Origin of the sequence: Bradyrhizobium sp. RD5-C2 (assembly GCF_019972155.1) — a bacterium.
Classification (GTDB): domain Bacteria; phylum Pseudomonadota; class Alphaproteobacteria; order Rhizobiales; family Xanthobacteraceae; genus Bradyrhizobium.
The window spans coordinates 140,243-159,812 of the sequence record NZ_BOVL01000011.1 but is presented as its reverse complement, the minus strand read 5'-3'; the positions used below and the strand labels follow the sequence as shown (position 1 = coordinate 159,812).

The 19,570-nt window shown below is 61.3% G+C and carries 28 protein-coding genes; 11 read left to right on the top strand and 17 right to left on the bottom strand.

All coding sequences use genetic code 11. From position 1 onward, the window contains the following. Nucleotides 1-2: 2 nt before the first annotated feature. From BraRD5C2_RS13530 to BraRD5C2_RS13500, 7 genes are all read right to left on the bottom strand, one after another. Nucleotides 3-1,196, bottom strand: a complete 1,194-nt coding sequence (locus tag BraRD5C2_RS13530; protein ID WP_374707993.1) for an acyl-CoA dehydrogenase family protein — start codon at nucleotides 1,194-1,196, stop codon at nucleotides 3-5. A gap of 401 nt (nucleotides 1,197-1,597) precedes the next feature. Further along, complete coding sequence (locus BraRD5C2_RS13525; RefSeq protein WP_223969064.1) at nucleotides 1,598-2,026, bottom strand: GNAT family N-acetyltransferase; 429 nt, start codon at nucleotides 2,024-2,026, stop codon at nucleotides 1,598-1,600. An 88-nt stretch (nucleotides 2,027-2,114) separates the two neighbouring features. After that, nucleotides 2,115-2,408, bottom strand: a complete 294-nt coding sequence (locus tag BraRD5C2_RS13520; protein WP_223969062.1) for a hypothetical protein — start codon at nucleotides 2,406-2,408, stop codon at nucleotides 2,115-2,117. 32 nt (nucleotides 2,409-2,440) lie between these two features. Next, on the bottom strand, nucleotides 2,441-2,881 hold the full coding sequence (locus BraRD5C2_RS13515) for a phage terminase large subunit (protein ID WP_223969060.1): 441 nt from the start codon (nucleotides 2,879-2,881) through the stop codon (nucleotides 2,441-2,443). Nucleotides 2,882-2,953: 72 nt separating this feature from the next. Then, nucleotides 2,954-3,418 (bottom strand): hypothetical protein, encoded by a 465-nt coding sequence (locus tag BraRD5C2_RS13510; protein ID WP_223969058.1) that lies wholly within the window; start codon nucleotides 3,416-3,418, stop codon nucleotides 2,954-2,956. 677 nt (nucleotides 3,419-4,095) lie between these two features. Continuing rightward, nucleotides 4,096-4,350 carry a hypothetical protein gene (locus tag BraRD5C2_RS13505; RefSeq protein ID WP_223969056.1) on the bottom strand — a complete coding sequence of 85 codons (255 nt, stop codon included), beginning with the start codon at nucleotides 4,348-4,350 and terminating at the stop codon, nucleotides 4,096-4,098. After that, nucleotides 4,351-4,509, bottom strand: coding sequence for a hypothetical protein (locus tag BraRD5C2_RS13500; protein ID WP_223969055.1), 159 nt, complete (start codon nucleotides 4,507-4,509; stop codon nucleotides 4,351-4,353). A gap of 707 nt (nucleotides 4,510-5,216) precedes the next feature. On the opposite strand from BraRD5C2_RS13500, the gene BraRD5C2_RS13495 reads away from it, so the two are divergent. After that, nucleotides 5,217-5,402 (top strand): hypothetical protein, encoded by a 186-nt coding sequence (locus BraRD5C2_RS13495; RefSeq protein ID WP_173637755.1) that lies wholly within the window; start codon nucleotides 5,217-5,219, stop codon nucleotides 5,400-5,402. Nucleotides 5,403-5,502: 100 nt separating this feature from the next. On the opposite strand, the gene BraRD5C2_RS13490 is transcribed toward BraRD5C2_RS13495, so the two are convergent. Further along, nucleotides 5,503-5,805, bottom strand: a complete 303-nt coding sequence (locus BraRD5C2_RS13490; RefSeq protein WP_223969300.1) for a hypothetical protein — start codon at nucleotides 5,803-5,805, stop codon at nucleotides 5,503-5,505. 193 nt (nucleotides 5,806-5,998) lie between these two features. Between BraRD5C2_RS13490 and BraRD5C2_RS13485 the strand changes: the two genes are divergently transcribed. After that, nucleotides 5,999-6,259, top strand: coding sequence for a hypothetical protein (locus BraRD5C2_RS13485; RefSeq protein WP_176530039.1), 261 nt, complete (start codon nucleotides 5,999-6,001; stop codon nucleotides 6,257-6,259). Between the two features lie 29 nt (nucleotides 6,260-6,288). Here the strand turns inward: BraRD5C2_RS13485 and BraRD5C2_RS13480 are convergent, their stop codons facing one another. Beyond that, nucleotides 6,289-6,642 carry a phasin gene (locus tag BraRD5C2_RS13480; RefSeq protein WP_163158000.1) on the bottom strand — a complete coding sequence of 118 codons (354 nt, stop codon included), beginning with the start codon at nucleotides 6,640-6,642 and terminating at the stop codon, nucleotides 6,289-6,291. Between the two features lie 230 nt (nucleotides 6,643-6,872). Between BraRD5C2_RS13480 and BraRD5C2_RS13475 the strand changes: the two genes are divergently transcribed. After that, nucleotides 6,873-7,058 carry a hypothetical protein gene (locus BraRD5C2_RS13475; protein ID WP_223969053.1) on the top strand — a complete coding sequence of 62 codons (186 nt, stop codon included), beginning with the start codon at nucleotides 6,873-6,875 and terminating at the stop codon, nucleotides 7,056-7,058. Nucleotides 7,059-7,071: 13 nt separating this feature from the next. Here BraRD5C2_RS13475 and BraRD5C2_RS13470 read toward each other — a convergent pair whose 3' ends face one another. From BraRD5C2_RS13470 to BraRD5C2_RS13460, 3 genes are all read right to left on the bottom strand, one after another. Next, the gene (locus tag BraRD5C2_RS13470) at nucleotides 7,072-7,275 is read right to left on the bottom strand and encodes a hypothetical protein (protein ID WP_223969051.1); all 204 of its coding nucleotides are present in this window, start codon (nucleotides 7,273-7,275) and stop codon (nucleotides 7,072-7,074) included. 142 nt (nucleotides 7,276-7,417) lie between these two features. After that, nucleotides 7,418-8,551: an alpha-hydroxy acid oxidase gene (locus tag BraRD5C2_RS13465; RefSeq protein WP_223969049.1), complete on the bottom strand. Its 1,134-nt coding sequence runs from the start codon at nucleotides 8,549-8,551 to the stop codon at nucleotides 7,418-7,420. 154 nt (nucleotides 8,552-8,705) lie between these two features. Beyond that, complete coding sequence (locus BraRD5C2_RS13460; protein ID WP_223969047.1) at nucleotides 8,706-9,725, bottom strand: GlxA family transcriptional regulator; 1,020 nt, start codon at nucleotides 9,723-9,725, stop codon at nucleotides 8,706-8,708. Nucleotides 9,726-9,767: 42 nt separating this feature from the next. Here BraRD5C2_RS13460 and BraRD5C2_RS13455 point away from each other — a divergent pair, with 42 nt between their 5' ends. The 4 genes from BraRD5C2_RS13455 (at nucleotide 9,768) to BraRD5C2_RS13440 (ending at nucleotide 12,892) form a co-directional block, all read left to right on the top strand. After that, nucleotides 9,768-10,502 carry a hypothetical protein gene (locus tag BraRD5C2_RS13455; RefSeq protein ID WP_223969045.1) on the top strand — a complete coding sequence of 245 codons (735 nt, stop codon included), beginning with the start codon at nucleotides 9,768-9,770 and terminating at the stop codon, nucleotides 10,500-10,502. Next, on the top strand, nucleotides 10,502-11,794 hold the full coding sequence (locus BraRD5C2_RS13450) for an MFS transporter (RefSeq protein WP_223969044.1): 1,293 nt from the start codon (nucleotides 10,502-10,504) through the stop codon (nucleotides 11,792-11,794). Before BraRD5C2_RS13455 ends, BraRD5C2_RS13450 begins: the two co-directional genes overlap by 1 nt. 118 nt (nucleotides 11,795-11,912) lie before the next feature. Further along, nucleotides 11,913-12,575 (top strand): YqcI/YcgG family protein, encoded by a 663-nt coding sequence (locus tag BraRD5C2_RS13445; protein WP_249788334.1) that lies wholly within the window; start codon nucleotides 11,913-11,915, stop codon nucleotides 12,573-12,575. Further along, a complete protein-coding gene (locus BraRD5C2_RS13440) occupies nucleotides 12,572-12,892 on the top strand; it encodes a cupin domain-containing protein (RefSeq protein WP_223969039.1) in 321 nt (106 codons plus the stop codon). The genes BraRD5C2_RS13445 and BraRD5C2_RS13440 overlap by 4 nt, the downstream gene beginning before the upstream one ends. 23 nt (nucleotides 12,893-12,915) lie before the next feature. On the opposite strand, the gene BraRD5C2_RS13435 is transcribed toward BraRD5C2_RS13440, so the two are convergent. Beyond that, the gene (locus BraRD5C2_RS13435; protein WP_223969037.1) at nucleotides 12,916-13,098 is read right to left on the bottom strand and encodes a hypothetical protein; all 183 of its coding nucleotides are present in this window, start codon (nucleotides 13,096-13,098) and stop codon (nucleotides 12,916-12,918) included. A 25-nt stretch (nucleotides 13,099-13,123) separates the two neighbouring features. Here BraRD5C2_RS13435 and BraRD5C2_RS13430 point away from each other — a divergent pair, with 25 nt between their 5' ends. Continuing rightward, the gene (locus tag BraRD5C2_RS13430; protein ID WP_016847356.1) at nucleotides 13,124-13,309 is read left to right on the top strand and encodes a hypothetical protein; all 186 of its coding nucleotides are present in this window, start codon (nucleotides 13,124-13,126) and stop codon (nucleotides 13,307-13,309) included. 150 nt (nucleotides 13,310-13,459) lie between these two features. Here BraRD5C2_RS13430 and BraRD5C2_RS13425 read toward each other — a convergent pair whose 3' ends face one another. The 4 genes from BraRD5C2_RS13425 to BraRD5C2_RS13410 all read right to left on the bottom strand — a co-directional run bounded on the left by BraRD5C2_RS13425 (nucleotide 13,460) and on the right by BraRD5C2_RS13410 (nucleotide 17,044). Then, nucleotides 13,460-14,722 carry a CaiB/BaiF CoA transferase family protein gene (locus BraRD5C2_RS13425; protein ID WP_223969299.1) on the bottom strand — a complete coding sequence of 421 codons (1,263 nt, stop codon included), beginning with the start codon at nucleotides 14,720-14,722 and terminating at the stop codon, nucleotides 13,460-13,462. A 304-nt stretch (nucleotides 14,723-15,026) separates the two neighbouring features. After that, entirely contained in the window at nucleotides 15,027-15,449 is a 423-nt protein-coding gene (locus BraRD5C2_RS13420) for a GFA family protein (protein WP_223969035.1), read from the bottom strand. 362 nt (nucleotides 15,450-15,811) lie between these two features. Next, nucleotides 15,812-16,387, bottom strand: coding sequence for a DUF6456 domain-containing protein (locus tag BraRD5C2_RS13415; RefSeq protein ID WP_223969033.1), 576 nt, complete (start codon nucleotides 16,385-16,387; stop codon nucleotides 15,812-15,814). A 96-nt stretch (nucleotides 16,388-16,483) separates the two neighbouring features. Then, complete coding sequence (locus BraRD5C2_RS13410) at nucleotides 16,484-17,044, bottom strand: GcrA family cell cycle regulator (protein WP_223969032.1); 561 nt, start codon at nucleotides 17,042-17,044, stop codon at nucleotides 16,484-16,486. A gap of 127 nt (nucleotides 17,045-17,171) precedes the next feature. Here BraRD5C2_RS13410 and BraRD5C2_RS13405 point away from each other — a divergent pair, with 127 nt between their 5' ends. The 3 genes from BraRD5C2_RS13405 (at nucleotide 17,172) to BraRD5C2_RS13395 (ending at nucleotide 19,565) form a co-directional block, all read left to right on the top strand. Next, complete coding sequence (locus BraRD5C2_RS13405) at nucleotides 17,172-17,810, top strand: LexA family transcriptional regulator (RefSeq protein ID WP_223969030.1); 639 nt, start codon at nucleotides 17,172-17,174, stop codon at nucleotides 17,808-17,810. 160 nt (nucleotides 17,811-17,970) lie between these two features. Continuing rightward, the gene (locus tag BraRD5C2_RS13400; RefSeq protein WP_223969028.1) at nucleotides 17,971-18,246 is read left to right on the top strand and encodes a hypothetical protein; all 276 of its coding nucleotides are present in this window, start codon (nucleotides 17,971-17,973) and stop codon (nucleotides 18,244-18,246) included. 164 nt (nucleotides 18,247-18,410) lie between these two features. Then, nucleotides 18,411-19,565, top strand: coding sequence for an OpgC domain-containing protein (locus BraRD5C2_RS13395; RefSeq protein WP_223969026.1), 1,155 nt, complete (start codon nucleotides 18,411-18,413; stop codon nucleotides 19,563-19,565). The last annotated feature ends 5 nt before the right edge of the window (nucleotides 19,566-19,570 follow it).

The window sequence follows — 19,570 nt, the reverse complement described above, 5'->3', positions numbered from 1 at the left end:
CCTCAAAGTGTCAGGTTTTCAGACGGCAGCCCAAGAGCTACTCGCCCATAGTTGGTGCCGGCCGCGTCGAAATTGAAGGCGAGATGCGAATTCACTGCATGCGCATCGCGAAATTGGCGCTGCAACGCTCCCGAGGTGAACAGGCTGCGCGCCCCGCTCGCTGCAAACAGAAGAGAAACCGCTTCGGTGCACAAATTGACCGCGAACGCGCCATCGCGCCGGAGCCTCGTCTTCGCCGCAATGCTGGGGATGTCACCGCGCCGAATCGCTGCAAGCACCTGAATGCAATTCGTGCGCATGATCAGTCGTGCGGCATCTATCTTCGCAGAAGCCTCGGCGATCTTGATCTGTGTACTTTGCAGGTCGCCGAGCTTGGCCCGATTATATGTCGAGGCACGGTGTCGCGCGATCTCGACGTAGTCATCGAGGCAAGCCTGGGCATTTCCCAGACCGACCCCGGACAGCACATAGGGAAACAAAGAGAAAGCGGGAAGCATGTAGAGTGCGTTCGGATTGACGACACTGCCTGGCGTTGCGCCACCCGCAAGATCGCCGACGGCAACCGTCATGTGCTCGGGAACGAATGCGTCAGTTGCTCGCACATCGTTCGATCCTGTTCCGCGCAGACCCGCCGCGTTCCAGGTGTCGTCGATGTTGTAGTCCCGTCGGTTCAACAGGAACAGCCGATACTCGACGCCGTCGGCCTCATCATCCGAGGCAACTACGCTCCCGAGCATGTTCCACCCGCACGCTTCCACCCCAGACGAGAACGGCCAATGACCGCTCAGCAAATAACCGCCACTTGTCTTCCTGGCCCGTCCTGCCGGGAAAACAAAGGAAGACGCGATCAGCGTATCGGGATTCTCGCCCCACACAGCGCTCTGCGCCTCGGGCGCGAACATACCCAGCATCCAGTGGTGGCTCGCAAGATTGGCAAAATTCCAGGAGACCGAGGCGTCGCCCTGCCCCAGGGCGTCGGCACAATCGACCAGCGCAACATAGTCGAGCTCGCTGCCCCCGACGCGCTTGGGCTGCAGGATTCGGAAAAGCCCACTGTCGTGTAGATCCCGCTCGGTCTCGGGCGGCAAACGGCGCAATTCTTCGGTCCGCGCTGCCCGTTCACGCAGAGCCGGTGCCAGCACTCGGGCTCGCGCGACCATGAGCGAATATTGATCCCGATCTGACCCTGGCGGCATCTTGGTGTCGAGCCCGCGGCCAACCTCAACCATGGTCTCTTCCTTCGTTCGATCTCCGAAACATTCGCGTGACGGGTCGTTCGGTTCAGTTTATCGAGCGATCACCAGAGATCAAGACGCGCAAGCCTCCGTCCGGCGATTCAAGGCACAGAACTCTCAACTGCCGCCATCGGGCGTTGAGTGACGGGGACGCTCTCAGCCATGTTTCGTCCGCGCGGGACGCGGCACTCTAGCATTCTCCCACCCAAAATTCGATGCGCGACCAAGCTCCGGCTAACGACCGCAGCTTACCGAGGGGGCGACCTACGAACCAGAAACGCCAGGAGGCCCGGCGGCCAATCGACCACCGGGCGTCCTACGTCGTCAAACTGTCGGCAACGGTCAATTCCACCTCGCAGGAACTAGACGAGCTCCTTCCGCCAATACAGCGTGTGCTGCCATGACCAGGGCGAGGCAGGTTGGAAGAGCCGATACCCCTGCCGGATGAAGTTGTTGGCCGAGAAATGATTGTCGGTCGTGTCCGAGACGATCGCATTCCAGCCGGACCGCCTCGCTCGCGCTTCCAGCGCGCGAGTAAGCCGCACTTGCAGGCCGTGGCCGCAGTGCGGCATCACCACCCCAACACGGCACAGATATCCGGCGTTGGCAACATGGGTTGACGGAACGACGCCCGCGAATGCAATCGGCTTGAGTCCACGAAAGGCGAGCCACCAATACCCCTGTTCGAAGTCAGGCACGCGCGTCCCATCGCAGAAAGTCAACTGATGAAGCTCGACGAGCGCATCCGTGACCTCTTCGTCCTGCGGATCAACCTCGCGTATCCTGTACATTCTTAGCACCTCGAGATTCTATCGTCCGCCAAGCGTACTTGGCTCTCCAGTCTGGAGAGAGTTCCAGCCACTCCAGCTGCAACACGGATTACTTTCCAAGCGTGGCCTTGATACCCAGCCAGACGGCGCCGAAAAATCCGGTAGCGATCACGGTGATCACTGCCTTGAAAGTATAGCTTTGCGCCTGCTCCACGCTCCGTCGCCATCGCCGGAGGTGCTGAAAGTCCGCGCGCAGTTCTCGTCGGTCACCCTCCTCAAATCCAAATGAAGTCAAGACCGTCGCAATGGTCTTGACCACGACGGCGTCGATGTCGCTTCGGCGCACCCGATCCTGTTCGATCAGCGTTTCCATCACGATTGCTTTGACGTCGGCTTCGTGCATCGGATCACCTTCGTATGATGCGGGCGACATTTTCAAACGTACGCTTTCCGAAGTAAAAGCCCATGATCATGCCGGCCCAGGTGCTCACGTCTCCCGCGAGTTGCGGCGTCGTCCCCAAGCCGAGAACCTTGTCCCAGATCACGCATTTGGCGTAAAACACCTCGCATGCCCCGGAAGATCATCACGCCGTCACCGGGGGTCGCGATCCTGTCCGAATAGTTCTTGAACCCTTGACCGACACCAAGCGACGCAATCTTGCTTTCGATCAATCGCTTCGATGATTGCGCCAGCGTCCGCTGCGCCTCGCGGATGCAGACCGCCAGCGTGCCGCGCTCGGCCTGACACATCTCGACCAGAAGCTCACCGAAGAAATGAGATTTTCCCGAGCCCCGGCCGCCGAATGCGCCCTTGTATCGCGCCGGCCGAAGCAGCGGCTCAAAGACTTTTGCGGTTGGAATTTTCAGGATCGACAAGGCTGCTCTCGGTAAGGCAAATCGGATCGGACGCCCGCCTGGTGCCGAGCGGTGATCATCTCGCTTGAACGGTCATTGACGAGGGCGCGCCCCGAGCAAGTCGGCAAGCCAGTCGGTCAGATTGCTGTTCGCACTTGAGGCGTCCGGAAGACCAAACGTCGACGGCGGCAAATATCGCATCGGCTGAATCGCCTGAATGGCGTTGTGGAATTTCACTCCCGCCGGACCAAAGTCAATAAGCAGAGGATTTCGGATTTTCTTCCGAATATCCGGTCCTACCGTTATCGCGTTTGGGGCGACGTTGTACCGGTTAAGGATATAGTCCGAAGCACCGCGCTCGGGGTTGAGTGGGTCCATTGCCACACCCGCCGCGTACGCGTCTGCGAGAGATTTATATGCGTAGAAGGATGAACCGACAGCTCTCGCCTCATTCCAATAGCTGGCAGTTCGGTCGAGTAGCTCTTGGGCCAGACTTCCGGCAATCGCTTCGGCGGGCACTCCATACTTTGCCGCTGCAGTATTGATCTGAGGCGCCATCGATTGAATTTCAGTCAGGATCTTCTTGCTGTATAAGGAAGGGAATTCATGAATGGCACGCTCGTGTGAGGCTACGAATATTCACGAAAGTGCCCAGAACAGACCGGCAAGGTGCGCCCAATCTACAATGACGCATATCAGCACCACTGTGCTCCACAAACCTACACGAGTGATCCGTGTTATCCGGGCCAGTATTCCGATCAAGGCAACAGTGAATAGTGGAAAGATAAACGCCAGGAGATGCGGAGTAACGAAGACTATTACCGTGATCTCTGCGCCCAGTCTTGCAAGAGAGAAAGCGATTCCCAAGGACAGACACACTCTATAGGTCGCAGGACGAAGGTGAAGAAAATACGTTGGAAGCACGCATCCAATTGCTGCGAGGGTAGAGACGTGATTGATCGCGGGCAACGCGTCGAAAATCTGATCAGCATCCATGGTACGCTCTGCGGAAATGATCTATGTAAGCCGTAGTCCCTTTACTGCTCATTGTTGAACCATATCGACAAAGAGCAACGAGCGGGGCCATCGGCTCAGCATTTGTTGCGCATGGATCAGGATTTTTTGTGCAGTATGGCCTGTGCTTGCACGTGGTCGAGAAGACCGAGAAACTCTCTCTATATGCGATCAACATAAGCCTCTTTGCGGCGCGGGTTATCGGGCCGCGGCCGCTGCTCTCAGGTATCTTCGCCCTCAACCTCCTCGGGCTCGACGATGACCCGCTCGATGCGGTGCACAAGTTCGAGCGCTCCGTCGCCGTTCTCGATCGCCTGCGGCGCTTTGCCCCAGCCGCGATCGAGGATGGCATTGGCTGCGGAGACGCGGGCGGCCGGCGTTGCGCTGGTCGATCGCATCACGCCGACCAGCGCGTTGAGAGCGCTTCTCGTATGGCTCCGCGCAAGTGAGCGGATCTGCGTAATCGTCCTCGCCACTCACTTCTCCTCCCAATCGGACGGGAGATATTCGCTCGGAGCCGTATCGACATCATGCGTATCAGGAGGCACCGCCGAGCGAAATGCGATCGTGGGAAAATCCGTTCGCTCGCCTTCGTGACGCGGACGGGGGATGAACTGTATGATCTCTGCGCTCATGCGAACTCCGACAATGCAATGGCGATCAGGCCCGCGAGCGCGAGCAATATCAGATAGGCGGTCATGCAACCTCGTTGATCGGCCGTCCGCGCGTGATGCGGCCATCGAATGAATGTGCGGCAGATCGCGCAGCGGGCGGCGATCTTTGGGGCGCGAACCTTATCCCTGACGAGTGGGGCCGCTGGCGGCGCCGGCTTGCGCCGCGCCGCAGGACCGGCGCGTTCGCGCGCACCGGCCAATCTCGTGCTCGTTTCGATGGGTTCGGACGGCGGCTCGCTTGCGACGCTCAGGCGACGGGCTGGGAGGATGTGGCGTCGTGACGTTGCGGCCGCCGTCCGATTGGTGAAACGGCAAACAAAAAGCCCGCCGCGGATTGCTCCGCGCGGGCTCAACAATTTCTGATTTTCGGATTATGCCCCTGAGTTGCCCGACGTGTCAAACGTTTTTGCGAACTGAATGCGATCGGTAAAATGTGAAGCGTCGGCTTCGACGGCGGGAAACCGCTTTAACCGAAACTCTGCGCATGATCCGGAATCGCAACACGAGCCGGCGCCGATCGCCTTATGCTGGTTGCGATGATGTCAGTGTGCCGCTGAGTTGCCCGACGCGTCAAGCGGACAAGCGGCTCACAACATTTGGATCGACATCAGGACAGTTTTGGCTCGGGTCGACCCGCGCCGCAGTTTGATTGCAAGGAGGAAGCGTCGATGTATTTCGTTGCTGCCGTGCTCGCGGTCCTGTCCGGCCTGTTCTATGCAGCGGGCCATCATGAGATCGGCTCGATCGGTGCCACCATGTGCCAGTATGGCGGTATCTTCTGCGACAGTCCGGTGCTGGTTCTCGTCGGTGCCGGGTTCGCCGCGGCGTGGGGCATGCTCGTCAGCGTGCGCTGATCGGCCCGCGGTATTTCGACTATAGCTTTGTGCCGCTGATTTGCCCGACGAGTCAATTGCTGCACTTTGCGTCGGATGCAATCTCAAGAACGCCCCGCTTCTATTGCGGTGTGCTCGGATTTGCCGGCTGAGCGGGCTTTGGACCGGGCGGAGCTGGCTCAATCGGTGTCTTGGGCTCGGTCTGCATCACCTTTGCGCCGGCCGCGCGTGCCGCCTCGCCCGTCGTTGAGTAGTTGGCGGAAGCGGCCGGCTGCACCTTGGGCTTGCTCCACGGACCGTGGTCGACCATCAGCATGCCCAGCACGCCGATGATCGCAACCAGCGCCGCCACCAGCAGCGGCGTGCCACCGTGCCGAGTTCGATCCTTGACCGAACGGCCATCCGATATGCCATGCGCCTGCATTGTCATCGTCGTCTCCTCCAGGGAAACAAGCCGCGACCGGCGCATAAGTTTCCGGTTCCGCCATGTGAAAGCGAGGCACGTTGCTGGAACCAATCCGCAGTTGCTGAATTTCCCGATATGTGGCCGTCGACACGCGCGTGCAGATAGCCAGGATAACGGCCACCCCACTTTCAGTGATCTCGCGGGACGACGCATGAGCTCCGAAACACCCGAGTCTCCGCTTCAGCCCACACTCGGTGAGCGGGCGATCGATACCGCGACGGACGTGTCGCGGACCATCACAGAGGTGTCGGACGGACTTCGAGCGGCGGCCGATCGCCTCAGCGACGCGATCGCAACCTCACGCCGGCCGGGCGGCGTCCTCGCCACCGTAAGCGCGGTCACACGCGAAGCGCCACTGGCAAGCCTGTTCGTCGCGTTTCTGCTCGGCGTTGCTGCAGCGCGCCGGCGCTAGACGCCGACGCGCCGTGAAGGCTGCCTGCCCTAGAACTTGCCCTTCGCGGCGTCCTTGGTGGCGGACATCACGCTTCCGCTGATCTGCCGCATATGTTCGCCGGCATTGGTGAACTGGCTGCGCAGAAATTCCGACTGGATCCGCATCGCCTCCTGCAGATCGGTCGCGTGCACGAGCTTGCGCGCGTGCTCGAACGCCGCCTTCATGTTCTGCTCGGTGAACGACAGCGCCTGTTTGGAAATCTCGGTCCCGGTGCCCGGCATCGCCGTCATCGACTTGCTCGCGGCATCAAAGAACAGGCTGAACGCCTGCTCGGCCTGGTCGATGGTCTTTTCCGCCAGATCGCGCAACTCGGCGGGAACTTCAAGCTTCGGCTCAATCATGATCGCGCCCCCTGAAAAAAAGCGTCTGCCGAGGTTAGCATAGATTGTGACGGCGTCAGCGCCGTATCGCCAAAACCATGAGGCCCACTCGCTCCTGCGCCCAAGGAAAATTTACCTAGCAGCGACCGGACTGCACGCAGGCCGATTCCAATCATGTCAGCACTGTGGCATAGTGATTCGGCCTCGTCGTTGGTCGCGTTCGCGTCTCTTGTGGGGAATAAGGGGATCCGATGCTGCGCGCCATTCGTCCAACGCCGACCTGCACCCGCTTCAAGACCAGCATAGAGATGCCGTGCATGAAGTGCGGCACGCAGATGCGGCTTGCCTTGATCGAGCCACGCGACCAAGTCTACGACGTGCTGACCTATCAGTGTGCGCCCTGCAATTCCGGCGAAAGCTTCCTGAACGCGCGCTAGGCTACCGGCCCGTTCAGTCGTTCAGCACCGCGGCGCCCGCCTCCGTCAGCTCGGGCGCGCCGTCATACAGTTCGACCAGACCGAGCTCCGTGAGCACGCGCAGATCCTCGTCACTGACCGGTGACAGTTTGAGCCTGCCCGCCTGGATATCGCGGAGGGTCCAGCGCAGGGCGATCGCGCGCTCAAGTGAAAATTCAGCGAATGGATTGTTTGCCATTCGCCTCGACTAGTGCGGCATTTGGATCAGACTTTGTCTTTGCCGCGGCGGCTTCATGAACACCACAGATTGACGGCGAGCCGGCGCGATCGAGGTATCCCTGATCGCGTGATCGCTCCCTAGTCTCTCGCGGCGGCGCGGCTCAGTAGCGGTACGGGTCGATATCGAGCAGCGGGAATGCGCTGAACGCGCTCGGCGGATTGGTCGGCGTCGCCGGATGCAGATAGGACTTGTCCAGTTCGGCAAAGCTCGTGACGCCGAGCAGACCGAGGCAGCGGATCACCTCGTCCTCCAGCAATTCAAGCATCCGGACGATGCCTGCCTCGCCGGCCGCGGCGAGTGCCCAGCATTGCAGACGGCCGATTCCGACGAGATCGGCCCCCGAGACGATGGCCTTCACGATATCGGTGCCACGGCAGATCGAGCCATCGACCATGATCTTGGCGCGGCCGGCGACGGCCTGAACGATCTCGGGAAGAACATGCATGGACCCGCGGCCGTGGTCGAGCTGCCGTCCGCCGTGATTTGAGACGTAGATCCAGTCGACGCCGTGATCGAGGGCGATCCTGGCGTCTTCGGCGGTGGCGATCCCCTTCAGGATGAGCGGGATCTTGAACTTGTCCTTGATCAACTTCACCGTCCGCCATTCCAGCCCCTTCTGGAAATCGCCGCCAGTGGCGCGGATGCGGCTTTCACGGACGTAGCGCTTGGCGATGTCGCGCTCACGCCGGCTGTAATGGGCGGTGTCCACGGTGAGGCAGAACGCGGCGTAACCGTTGTCGATGCTGCGGCTGACCGTATCCTCGACGAACGCATCGTCGCCGCGCACATAGAGCTGGAAGATGCGCAAGGCGTCAGGCGCCGCCTTGGCGGTATTCTCCAGCCCTGGCTCCGACACCGAGCTCAGCATATGCGCCGCGCCGAACGTCCCCGCTCCGCGCGCGACGGCTGCGCCTGCATCCGGATCGAAGATCTCGAGCGCGCCGACCGGGGCGATCATCACCGGAAGCCGGAGCTTGAGGCCGAAGACCTCGGTGGATGGATCCACATTGATGACGTTGCGCAGCACGCGGGGCCGGAACGCGATCTCGTCGAGCGCCATTCTGTTGCGGCGCATCGTGGTCTCGGTTTCCGAGGCTCCGACGATGTAGTCCCAGGCGTTCTGGTTCAGCCTGGCGCGGGCCTTTTGCGCGAATTCGTGCAGGTTCTGGAATTCCTCGCCGCTGGCACCGAGTTCGACATTGCGCGCCTGCTGAATGGGGGTCCCGTCATTCATGGTCGTTTCTTCTCCCGATTTGGCCGGCACATTAGCCGCAGACAAACCGGAAAAGCTACTACCTTGACCTACGAAACCAGCGAGCGAAGGCCAGCTATTCGCTTGTGAGGTAGATCGGGTTTCGACCCCGCCGAACTGAGCTGTCCGACACGCGCTAACTGCCCGAAAACCGGTTTCGGTACTCGGTCGGCGACACGCCGAGGTGGCGGAGGAAGGCCCGCCGCATTCGTTCGTCGTCGCCAAATCCCGCGCGCTTGGCGACCTCGACCACGCCGCCGACCTGGCGGCTTTCGAGCAGCAAGCGCGCAGTCTCAACGCGCAGTGCCTCGACACCGCTAGCGGGTGTCATGCCGGTGCGGCTGACATAGGTCCGGGCAAAGGTGCGCGGCGTCATCCCGGCCTTTTCCGCGAGGGTCTCGACCTTGAGGTCGCTCGTGATGTTCTCGATGATCCAGGCGTGCAGCGCGCTGAAACGTCCCTCGACGTCCGAGGCCTGGGCCGCAAGGACGGTCGAGAACTGGCTCTGACCGCCCGGCCGCTTCAGAAACACCACAAGTCTGCGCGCAACATCGAGCGCGATGGTGTGGCCGAAATCCTCCTCGATCATTGCGAGCGCCAGATCGATGCCGGCGCTGACACCCGCCGACGACCAGACATGTCCGTCCTTGACGAAAATCGCGTTGGGCTCGACGCGTATGTTGGGAAAGCCGTCCTGCAAACGCGGACAATAGCGCCAGTGCGTTGCAGCACGCTTGCCGTCCAGAATGCCGGTCCACGCCAACGCAAATGCGCCGAGGCAGACTGATGCGATACGCCGCGCCTTCGGCAGCGCCTCCGCGATCCAGTTCATCAACTCGGCGTCGTTGCGGATCTTCCAGATGCCGGGCCCGCCGGGGATCACCAGCGTATCGACCTCTGTGGGCGCAACACTGGCGATCGGCGCCGTGTCGATCATCATACCGACATCGGTCGGCACCAGGCCACCTGAAGTCGACAGGTAGGATAGCGAATAGTCCGGCCCGGGCAGTTCGATTGCCTCCAGCTCCGCGAATACCTGAGCCGGCCCCGAGATGTCGAGCAAGGTCACGCCCGGAAAGGCAACGATCGCGATCCGCCGCATCGCTTTCTTGTCGCGCGGCTCGGGCCGGGGCGGCTTGGCAGTTTTCGAGGGCATATTGTCCTTTAAGCCATTCGAGGCTGCCCTGTATAGCTTGCAATGGAATTCTGGAGTTCTGCCATGTCGCGAAATCTGGGCAGCGGATACGAGGCGATCAAATCGCCTTGGGCGGATTACGCGATCTACAGTCTACCCGATGCCTCCCGGATCGAAGCCTGCGACCGTCAGCCGCTGATGGACGCCATGAACGGCATCATTGCCGTCAACTGGCAGGCCGCCGAGCCGCACTGGACGGCAACCTCCTCGCCCTTCGACCAGAAGTACAGCCTGATCCTTGTCTATGACGGCTCCGGCCTCGTGGCCTTCTCGGTCTATCGCATCCTGCAGATGTCCGCCGGACTTGGAATCTATCGAAGCGGCACAGAAGTGCTTCCCGCGCATCAAGGCCGCGGCCTCTACGGCTTCTTTACTGCGGAAGTTCTGAAGTGCTCGGGCGCCGCCGAGAGAGCCGACGGCAACGTGCTCTACGGCTGGCGGACCCGCAATCCGATCGTCTGGGCGGCGAACGCTAAAATTTGCGAGAAAGTTTCTCCGTCATTGCTCGATGATGCGCAGGACCCGGCGTTGCAGGCAGCCTGTGTCGAGATGTGCACCTCGCTCTATCCGGGCAAGCCGCTCGAACTGCCCGACATGATCATGCGGGGCGCCTACGGCCATATTAAGCACCATCGGCAGGCCTATCGTGGCACCGCATCACTGGTCGATGCCGCAATGTCGCGGAAGATTCCGAATTCAGCTGATGCCCTGTTCTCGGTAGGTTACGCGAGGGTGTGATGTCGATGCTCGGACAACAAGCCGTTTACGCCCCGACGTCGCGCGTCACCGACCGCGCCTATCTCGCTTGGACGGCAGTGGCCATCGCCTACGCCATTGCCTTCCTGCAGCGCGTGTCACCGCAATCGGTCAGCCTCAGTTTCATGCACGATTTCAACACCGATGCGGCCGGTGTTGCGATGCTCGCCTCGAGCTATTTCTGGGGCTACACCTTGATGCAGATTCCGGCCGGCCTGCTGGTCGATCGTTACGGCGTCAAGCGTGTCGTACTCGTCAGCATGATCGCCTCGTCGCTCGGCAGCGCAGCGTTCGCGCTGGCACCGAACCTGCTCGACGTTTTTGCTGCGCGCCTGATTGTCGCCTGCGGCGATGCGCTGGTCTTCACGGCACTCCTGAAGCTCGTGGCACAAAGCTTTGCCGACGAGCGGTTCGGCATGATGTCTGGCATCTCGCAGGTCTCCGGCTATGTCGGCGGCGTGATTGCGACCACGCCGCTCGCGGCCGCCGTCTCGGGGTTTGGCTGGCGAGCCTGCTTCCTGTTCATCGCCTGCATCGGTCTTGCTAACCTCGCCTTCGCCAAGCTCGCGCTCAAGCCCGATCCGGCGTCGCACAGCAACAAGACGTTGAAGGGCGTCGCGATCGCTGCACGCCAATCACTGGCCCATATTGCGAACTGGGGTTGCGCAATGACGTTCGCGTCGCACTTCGCGGTCGTGACGACGCTGTCGGGCGTCTGGGGCATTCCGATGGTCGCCCACTTCTTCCATATCTCCCCGACGGCTGCCGGCACGCCGCTGCTCGCCTTCATGATCGGAAATGCGCTCGGCTCGATCTTCCTCGGTCATGCCGCCGATCGTGCCGCAGCGGCGCTCGACCGCGCATTGATCGGCATTTGCGTATTGCGCATGCTGCTGATCGCGATGCTGCTGCCGCCGGTCGCCCGGACATTTGGTCTCGCCTACGTCACTGTCGTGTTCACGGCCTTGGGGCTCGTCGCCGGCGGCACCGTTCCGCTGGTGCTGAAATGCGTGAAGAAGCTCTACACCTCCGACCTGATCGGTGTCGGCGCTTCCGTGAATACCACTGCTGCCGGAATCTTCGCCGGCGTCGCGCAGCCGATCATCGGCTTTGCGATGCTTGCCGCCAGCAGCGCCTCCGGAACCGATGCCGTGCACAACGCGGCCGCGATCGGTGACGGCGGCTACAGCGCCTTGATCGTCATTCTGCTTCTCATGTCGCTGCCGGGTGTAGCCGGGCCGCTATTGATGAGAAGCAAGTTGATAGCTCGTTAGTGTCGTTATGAGTGTAGGGGGTGTTATGGAGCGCTTGTTCTTGAGAAAAGGCGAAGTCGCGTCAAACTTTCCGGTCAGCAGCTGGCAAAGCGTGATGTTCTCCGAGTTTGAAGCACAGATGAGCAGCGAGGCAAGGCCGTTCCCTTGCGTGTTCGGGGTGACCGGACATCGCCAGGATCAGCTCCGCTATCTGTTCCTCGATCCGTATGACGTCGCGGTGCTCGGCGAGCAACTCGCACAATATGTTTCGGAGGCGCGCTCGTTCGGTCCCAACACCTCGTTGATCGTGTTCACACGGCCCCGCCCAGTGCAAACACTCGACGCCTATTATCGCAAGATGTGGTTGACGCTCGACCAGCTCGCGCGGCTGGACAAGAACCCGTGGCCATCAGAGATTCCGGAACAGATCGACCATCCGATGTGGGAGTTCTCGTTCGCGGGCGAGCCGATCTTCGTCGTGTGCACGACGCCAGCCCATGTGATGCGCCAGAGCCGCCGATCCAGCGCCTTCATGCTCACGTTCCAGCCGCGCTGGGTGTTCGACAAAATCCTCGGGACGGAAAAGGCCGCGACCGCTGCGTTCGCCGAGGTACGCAAGCGCCTGATCCCGTACGACAGCGCGAGCCCGTCTCCGCTGCTTGGACGCTACGGCGCGACTGATGGCCGCGAATATCTGCAGTACTTCCTGCACGACGACAACAATGCGAGCGGAGGCTGCCCTTTTGCCAAGCTCGCGCAGAACAAGACGGCCGCTATCGCGAACAAGGAACAGGCAGCATGACCCAGATCATCGCGGGCACGAAGACCGAATTTGCCATCGATCCGGAGATCCTGAGCCTGCTCCCGGCCCAGGGCTCCGTCGAGCTGCAGCATGATGCGGCCGGCAAGGTGCATCACTTCCATACCCATCCGGCCGATGAAATCCTGATGATCATCAGCGGCCGGTTGAACTTCATCTGGGACGGCGGTGAGCGGGTGGTCGGCGCTGGCGACACCATCATGCTGCCTGCGGGCACCCGCCATCAATCCGAAGCGCTCGAGGGTGGTGCAATCTACGTGATCGCGACCCAGCCGCCCGCTAAGCCAATGAACAACTGACATCCAGGAGAAACGCGAGCACCTCAGGACAGTGAGGGACCGCGCGGCGGCTCAACCGCCAAACGTTCGAGCAGCTCGATGACCTCGGAACGCTGGTCGGGCGCAAGTCGAAGGAAGGCCTTCAACAGTCGCAGGCTTTCCAGTGTTTCGCTCGATGGAGCTCCGAGCTTGTTCTGCAGCTCCGTAACGTATGTGGGATTTTTCATCTCGCACCTTAAGTGAGGATTACGAATGGCATACCCAGGTAAACGTGAAGGCTTGGCCCAGAAGGTCGACACCGCAGCGCAAGAGGCCGAACGCCTCGGCCTGACCACGGCAACCCTCATACTCCGGATGGCCCGTCTCGAGATCGACCGGGCGGAACCCGAGGAAGTTGAAAGTATGCCAAGGAACAACTTGCGCAGCAAGCCGAACTGAGGTCCTGAACGGGCCAGTTCCGGGTGGAAGGCCGCCGGCACGCGGTGCGGGCCCGTGACGTCTGAACGACATCTTGCGAGGCGAGAGGCTTCCCTCTCGCCTCAGGTCAGGTGGCCAGCGCGTATCTGATCATTGGTTCAGGCCGAACGGCTAGCCGGTGTTGCCTGGCTTGCCGAATGCGCCTGCCTCGGCCAGCGCGGCGATGCGCCGGTCGTCGTAGCCAAGCGTCTTGCTCAACACATCCCGGGTGTGCTGACCGAGCAGTGGAGCCGCAACGGGATCGACCGTCGGCGTCAGGCTCATATGGACCGGCGACTCGATGTTCGGAACCGAGCCGGCGGTCGGATGCGCGATCTTGCTCAGGCGATGACGATCGCGCACCTCGGGTGCGTTGAACCCTTCCTCGACCGTACGCAGATAGCCAACCGGAATATTGGCCTTCTTCATCTTTGCCATCCAGTGCTCGAGCGTGTCGCTTGCAAACACGCTGGCGATGATGGCGCGCAGCTTCTCCTTGTTGGCGGTCCGTGCCTTGCGGTGAGCAAACTCGGGGTCGGTGACGAGATCCGGGCGCTCGAGCACGTCGGTCACGAGCCGACGATAGAGCCGGTCGTTGGCGCAGGCCATATAGAGCGGCCCATCCGACGCCCGGTAGACGCCGACGGTCGGCGAACCGTTCGGCGAGTTGCCGAAACGGCCGGGGTTGTTGCCGTTGATGAGATAGGCCATACCGTAAAAGCCGGTCATCGACACTGCGGTGTCGATCAACGCGACCTCGACCTGCTGCCCGCGACCGAGCCGATCGCGTGCAATCAAAGCCAGCAGGATAGCATTGCAGGCCGACATGCCCGTTGCCATGTCCACGATCGGCGGCCCGGTGCGCACCGGTTCGCCATCCGGAAAGCCGTTGAGCGACATGAAGCCGCTTTCGGCCTGCGTGATCGGGTCGAAGCCCGGGCGCAGCGCGAAATCGCCCTTGCGGCCATAGGCGGAGATCGAGCAATAGATCAGCCGCGGATTGGTCGGCGCCACCGACGCATAGTCGAGGCCAAATTTCTTCATCACGCCGCCGGAGAAATTCTCCACCACGACGTCTGCCTTGGCAATCAATGCGCGCGCGACTTCAAGCGCGGCCGGATTGTTGAAATCGAGCGCAATGCCGCGCTTGTTGCGGTTGAGGCTCAGATACGCTGCGCTTTCCCCGCCAATTTCGGCGTGCTCATAGGCGCGCGTATCGTCCCCACCGTCCGGATTCTCGATCTTGATGACCTCGGCCCCAAAGTCGGCCAGCGTTTGCGTACAGGCCGGGCCGGCAACGACGCGGGTGAAGTCGACCACCAGCAGACCATCGAGCGCCGTCGGAATCCCCTCCCCGCGCGGCGCGCGCCCTGGCAATTCTGGTTTGGTCATGATCTGACGCTTCCTCTGTTATTTTGTCAGGCGAAATACGACTGTCCCTGCCAGGACCGGCACTGCCTGCTTTTAGCGGAAGGGCGTCACCAAGACCAAACCCGGATTTTGCAGGGCGGGACCTTCGCCTGACATGGCTGTCACCGGCAAAGGGGGGCCCGCAGTGCCGGCATCGCCGACACAGTCAAACGATTCAAATATCGAACAAGCCCACCGGATACCGGATCTGTCAGCGCGTCCGGCCAGCGGAAGAATGGACATTGGCGGGTAGCGACGCGCCGTCGCCACCCGCTCAAAAAATGTCGCGCTATTCGGCGATCATTTCGCCGGAGCCGCCGAACTCGGCCGGAAAGTCCTTCAGCTTCGGCAGGCCATCGCGTATCGGCAGCACCGCCTCGGAATAGTTGACGTGAACGCCGGGGCTGAACTTCAGAGTCGGGATCGTTGCCGTGAACACGTCGACCAGACCAAGCGTCGGGTGGTTCGTCATCAGGTGACCACCGCACCTGGTGCAGTATTTGCGCTGGCTCATCCCGGTCTTCTCGAACGTCCCGAGATGATCGGCGCCCTTGGTGACTTCGACCGCCTCGGGCTTCCAGAGACTGAACGCATTCACCGGGCCGCCGGACCAAGAGCGGCATGAACGGCAGTGGCAGTAACCCATCGCCTCCGGCTCCCCAGTGACCTTGAGCTCGACGGCGCCGCAAAAGCAGTTTCCAGTGTGATTCATCGCTCGGTTCTCCCGTGGGTGAATTGATCGGAGGGTGAATAAATCGGACTCCGCGCCGGCATCGACCCACGTTACTCGTGGTGTTCGCGATGCAGAATAAGATCAAGGCGGGTGTCACCGCCGCGAACTCCCTTGTGGACGTACCGGACCATTCCTCGCACAAGAAGCAATCACACTGCGCTCCAATGCGGGCAGGTCGTCGACGCGAGCGAAGTTACATGAGAGTCCGCGCTGCTGTCGACCGTCTTCGACGCAGATCAGGATGAGCTCAGTGTGAGGCCAAGCACAGTGCCGCAAGGTGATGAATCGCTGCCGCGCCGGATGCCTGCGCGGCAACCGGCACAATAGCACATCACCTCAAGTCAGCATTGACGGTCCTTCACCGGAACCTTGTTCAGCGTGGCAAGTCCGTACATCAGCGCCAGCCGGTCGAGGCATTCCTTGAGGCGCCGCGCGAAATAGTCCTGCCAGCGCTGCGTACGCAATCCGCGCCGTTGCCCCACCTGCTCCATGGTCATACCGAGGATCAGGACGTCGTGAACCAGCGCCGAACCGTCGGCACCAAGCTCATGCTCGGCGCGATTCAGGCGCAAGGTCGCCTGGCGCTGCCCCTCCGTGATCGGCTCACGTTGCTGACCGCCGTCAACGTATTCACGCGTCGTATCCACCGCGCGAGGGCCGCGCTCGGCCTTCTCCCAATCGTTCTGGAAGGCCCGACCGCTTCGGTACTGTGTGTTGTCGATCTGCCGGTGTGCATGCAACCGGCCGAGCGGGTCGTTGCGTATCGAGCGAAAGGCAACGATCTTCTCGCCCAGTTCGAGTGCGAGGGGATCGTCGATCTCGACGGTCGCCACCTCGGCGTTGAAGGGCAGATCCTGGGAGCGCCGATCATGTGTTCCAGCGGGATCGTACGGTTTCCGGCGTTTTGCGCGCGGCATTGGAGACCTCCGATAGTGTGTCATGAATGCGCGCGGCGTCCTCCGCGCGATCGCGGTTGTGTGGATCGACATCGATCGGTCGGCAGATGAGGGACCTCAGATGGTCCCGATGGCCTGAAGCCAAGCGTCGTTCAGTACCGGCCTCGCCGACGCCTCGGGATCGCGGCTCAGGTGAAAATGCGGAGTGCAATAGCTCGAGCCCGGCCGGCGCGGGTGACCACAGAAGGTCATGGTTTCGCCGTCGGCATCCCCGCCATAGGGATACCGGCAGTCTCCGCGCTTGAGGTCGAACAGTGAAAGGTGCCGTGGCGCGACCGCCGCGCAACGAAGTTGGGGCATCTCCACCGTTTCGGTGAAGCCTTTCGGCCAACGAAGCAGATCGAACTTCAGCTCGGCCGGCCCTTCACGCAGGCGCCCCACCCTCGGTGGCTCCGGCAAGGCCGGCTTGGCTGGATCGAGCTGCCCCGGCAGGGACGGCTCGGGCCGATCGAGGCCCGCCAGTCCCATGCGTTGCGCCCGGCTGAGGGCCGCGTTGCGTGTATAGGCCGTGCTGAAGGTTGCGTTGATCGTGTCAGCGATTTCCGAATAGGACAAGCCGCGGGCGCGCAGGTCCTGCAAGGCAGCCGAATGCTCCGGCAGCCAGTTCATCATATCCATTCCAAATTCCCATTTTTTTCATTCCGCCGGCGCCTCGCACACCTTCCGATATTCCGAAGAAAAAGTCAAGCTTGAATTCTGATAATCGTAACGCTAATAATGCATCCAGCTTTGGAGAGGATGCAACATGCTGGACGCGGCACTTATCGAACGGGCACTGGAAAAGACGGGAAAGAGCAAGGGCGGGCTTGCCCGAGCAATGGGCGTTCGGGCCGGAGCGGTGTCCGAAATCCTGTCGGGGATCCGCTTGATCAAGGCATCGGAGATCGCCCCGATCATGGAATACCTGGAGCTGAATTCGGTGCCGATCGTGGGCCGGGTCGGCGCCGGCGCCTCGATCCAGCCGGAGCTTGAGCAGGTCCCGCCGGAGGGTCTCGGCGAGATCGAGCTCCCCTTCCCGATGACGGAGGAAACCGTCGCTTTCGAGGTTTCGGGCGATTCGATGCTGCCGAAATACGAGAACGGCGATGTCATCGTGGTGTATCGCGAGCAGCGCTATCCGCTGTCGAGCTTCTACGGAGAGGAAGCTGCGGTCCGGCTGAAGAGCGGCGAGCGCTATCTGAAGACGATCGAGCGCGGCAGCTCGTCCGGCACGGTCAACCTCAAGAGCTTCAATGCCAAGCCGATCAATGGCGTCAAGCTCGAATGGATCGGCGAGATCTGCGTCACCCTGCCCCGCGGCCAGATCGAAAGGCTGCGCGGCAAGACGGCGGCGAAGGGCCGCAAATCCGCCCGGTCGCAGGGCGGACGGTCGTCCGAGAAATAGCAGCGTGGCTTCGGGGCCGGCTTGACCGATTCGGGTGCCTTCGGCCCGAACCGGTCGGAGCGTCTGCGCCTGGGTTCCGATTATCGTCAATTTCCCTTGACATAATTCCGATTATCGGAAATAATAGCCAACGAACGTCAACGCATCGAACCGCCAGGCAATGCAGTATTTTGTTGTGATGATCGACTATGGCCGCCGTGGCCGCGAGGCGATCGTCGATCCCGAAATGACGCGGCGCGAGGTCGTCTCGCGGGTCGCGTCAGGGGAATACGCCAACATCAGCTTCATCCACGAGGTTGCCGAGTGCTCGGTCGAGGATATCACGGACGATATCCTCGCGGAGGCTGCCCTGCCGGAAGTCGCCCTGACCGGCGCAAATCTGCAAGCCGATATACTGGATCACGCCCGCGACCTGCGCAAACACGAGCCGGTCTGACGGCGCTCACACGGTGATTGCGAAAACGTGATCTTTCTTGAGCCGGCCACTTGGCCGGAACCCGAAACAGACTAGATAGGGTTCACGCAGAGTCTATTCGGACCGGGCGTGGGTTCCCACTAGATTAGCGATCGTTTTCCCGGGCCGGCAGATTTCAGCTTCAGATGACTTCGACAACAAACGCCGAGATCGCGAAGGCCGATGGCGATCTCAGGGTCGCGCTGCTGCTTGGCATCGCAAACTGGTTTCTGTTCCTGGATCACGTTCCGCATAATGTCGTCAACGCGCTGACCATGCGCAATTTCGGCTTTAGCGGCGCGACCGACCTGTTCGTATTCGTCGGCGGTTACGCGACGACGCTGATCTACACAAGGATGGCGGTCGAGCGTGGAATGCTGGTGGCGGCCACCCGCATCTTCAGGCGCGTGTGGCAACTTTACGCCGCCTACATCGTTCTTTTCGTCATCTATGTCGAATTGATCAGCTATGTTGCGGCCCGGACTGCGGCACCCGAGATCATCAGCGAGTTCAACATCACCGGGTTCATCGACCACGGGATCCGCACGCTGATCTACGGTCTGTTTCTGCAGGCCAAGCCACTCAATCTCGATGTCCTGCAACTCATTATCGTTCTGATGGCGTTCCAGCCCATTGTCGTGTGCGGGTTGTTCTATGCTCCGAACGCGACGCTCGCAGGCTCGACGGCCCTTTATGCGACCGCTCGCATGCTCGACTGGAACCTGACGTCATACCCGGATGGACGCTGGTACCTTAACCCGCTCTGCTGGCAATTGCTGTTCGTGATGGGTGGCTGGCTTGCGCTCGTCGGCAAGCGGTTCGCGCCTGAGATTCGCGCGCTGCAGGCCACGCCAGCGCTGCGCGCTGCGGCCCTGTTGTATCTGGTGTTCGCTCTCGCGATCGTCTCCAGCACCGACATTCCGGCACTTGCCCAGATGATACCGAGCGGATTGAGCGATATGCTCTTGCCAACCGACCGGGAGGACATCGCGCCGCACCGCATCCTGCATTTCCTGGCCCTGACATTCCTGTTCACCCTGCTGGTGCCGTGCAATTGGGAACATTTGCGATCTTACGCCTTGCAACCGATCATCAAGTGCGGCGAGGAATGGCTCGCCGTATTCTGTGCGGGCGTTTTCCTCTCCTTTGCCGCGCACCTGATCCTGATTACAGGCCCGAACTCGGCGGTCAGGCAGGTCGCGGTCAGCATCGTCGGCATCGCGGCGATGATCGCCGTTGCCTACTACGTCTCGTGGTCGAAGCAGCAGGACAACAAATCGACCGTCGGTGCTCATTCCTGAACTCG

What these genes read in the sequence shown, in the direction of transcription:
- BraRD5C2_RS13530 (WP_374707993.1), bottom strand. Translation starts at nt 1,196, where the DNA reads ATGCCGCCAGGGTCAGATCGGGATCAATATTCGCTCATGGTCGCGCGA.
- BraRD5C2_RS13525 (WP_223969064.1), bottom strand. Translation starts at nt 2,026, where the DNA reads ATGTACAGGATACGCGAGGTTGATCCGCAGGACGAAGAGGTCACGGAT.
- BraRD5C2_RS13520 (WP_223969062.1), bottom strand. Translation starts at nt 2,408, where the DNA reads ATGCACGAAGCCGACGTCAAAGCAATCGTGATGGAAACGCTGATCGAA.
- BraRD5C2_RS13510 (WP_223969058.1), bottom strand. Translation starts at nt 3,418, where the DNA reads ATGGCGCCTCAGATCAATACTGCAGCGGCAAAGTATGGAGTGCCCGCC.
- BraRD5C2_RS13500 (WP_223969055.1), bottom strand. Translation starts at nt 4,509, where the DNA reads ATGAGCGCAGAGATCATACAGTTCATCCCCCGTCCGCGTCACGAAGGC.
- BraRD5C2_RS13495 (WP_173637755.1), top strand. Translation starts at nt 5,217, where the DNA reads ATGTATTTCGTTGCTGCCGTGCTCGCGGTCCTGTCCGGCCTGTTCTAT.
- BraRD5C2_RS13490 (WP_223969300.1), bottom strand. Translation starts at nt 5,805, where the DNA reads ATGCAGGCGCATGGCATATCGGATGGCCGTTCGGTCAAGGATCGAACT.
- BraRD5C2_RS13485 (WP_176530039.1), top strand. Translation starts at nt 5,999, where the DNA reads ATGAGCTCCGAAACACCCGAGTCTCCGCTTCAGCCCACACTCGGTGAG.
- BraRD5C2_RS13480 (WP_163158000.1), bottom strand. Translation starts at nt 6,642, where the DNA reads ATGATTGAGCCGAAGCTTGAAGTTCCCGCCGAGTTGCGCGATCTGGCG.
- BraRD5C2_RS13475 (WP_223969053.1), top strand. Translation starts at nt 6,873, where the DNA reads ATGCTGCGCGCCATTCGTCCAACGCCGACCTGCACCCGCTTCAAGACC.
- BraRD5C2_RS13470 (WP_223969051.1), bottom strand. Translation starts at nt 7,275, where the DNA reads ATGGCAAACAATCCATTCGCTGAATTTTCACTTGAGCGCGCGATCGCC.
- BraRD5C2_RS13465 (WP_223969049.1), bottom strand. Translation starts at nt 8,551, where the DNA reads ATGAATGACGGGACCCCCATTCAGCAGGCGCGCAATGTCGAACTCGGT.
- BraRD5C2_RS13460 (WP_223969047.1), bottom strand. Translation starts at nt 9,725, where the DNA reads ATGCCCTCGAAAACTGCCAAGCCGCCCCGGCCCGAGCCGCGCGACAAG.
- BraRD5C2_RS13455 (WP_223969045.1), top strand. Translation starts at nt 9,768, where the DNA reads ATGGAATTCTGGAGTTCTGCCATGTCGCGAAATCTGGGCAGCGGATAC.
- BraRD5C2_RS13450 (WP_223969044.1), top strand. Translation starts at nt 10,502, where the DNA reads ATGTCGATGCTCGGACAACAAGCCGTTTACGCCCCGACGTCGCGCGTC.
- BraRD5C2_RS13445 (WP_249788334.1), top strand. Translation starts at nt 11,913, where the DNA reads ATGAGCAGCGAGGCAAGGCCGTTCCCTTGCGTGTTCGGGGTGACCGGA.
- BraRD5C2_RS13440 (WP_223969039.1), top strand. Translation starts at nt 12,572, where the DNA reads ATGACCCAGATCATCGCGGGCACGAAGACCGAATTTGCCATCGATCCG.
- BraRD5C2_RS13435 (WP_223969037.1), bottom strand. Translation starts at nt 13,098, where the DNA reads ATGAAAAATCCCACATACGTTACGGAGCTGCAGAACAAGCTCGGAGCT.
- BraRD5C2_RS13430 (WP_016847356.1), top strand. Translation starts at nt 13,124, where the DNA reads ATGGCATACCCAGGTAAACGTGAAGGCTTGGCCCAGAAGGTCGACACC.
- BraRD5C2_RS13420 (WP_223969035.1), bottom strand. Translation starts at nt 15,449, where the DNA reads ATGAATCACACTGGAAACTGCTTTTGCGGCGCCGTCGAGCTCAAGGTC.
- BraRD5C2_RS13415 (WP_223969033.1), bottom strand. Translation starts at nt 16,387, where the DNA reads ATGCCGCGCGCAAAACGCCGGAAACCGTACGATCCCGCTGGAACACAT.
- BraRD5C2_RS13410 (WP_223969032.1), bottom strand. Translation starts at nt 17,044, where the DNA reads ATGGATATGATGAACTGGCTGCCGGAGCATTCGGCTGCCTTGCAGGAC.
- BraRD5C2_RS13405 (WP_223969030.1), top strand. Translation starts at nt 17,172, where the DNA reads ATGCTGGACGCGGCACTTATCGAACGGGCACTGGAAAAGACGGGAAAG.
- BraRD5C2_RS13400 (WP_223969028.1), top strand. Translation starts at nt 17,971, where the DNA reads ATGCAGTATTTTGTTGTGATGATCGACTATGGCCGCCGTGGCCGCGAG.
- BraRD5C2_RS13395 (WP_223969026.1), top strand. Translation starts at nt 18,411, where the DNA reads ATGACTTCGACAACAAACGCCGAGATCGCGAAGGCCGATGGCGATCTC.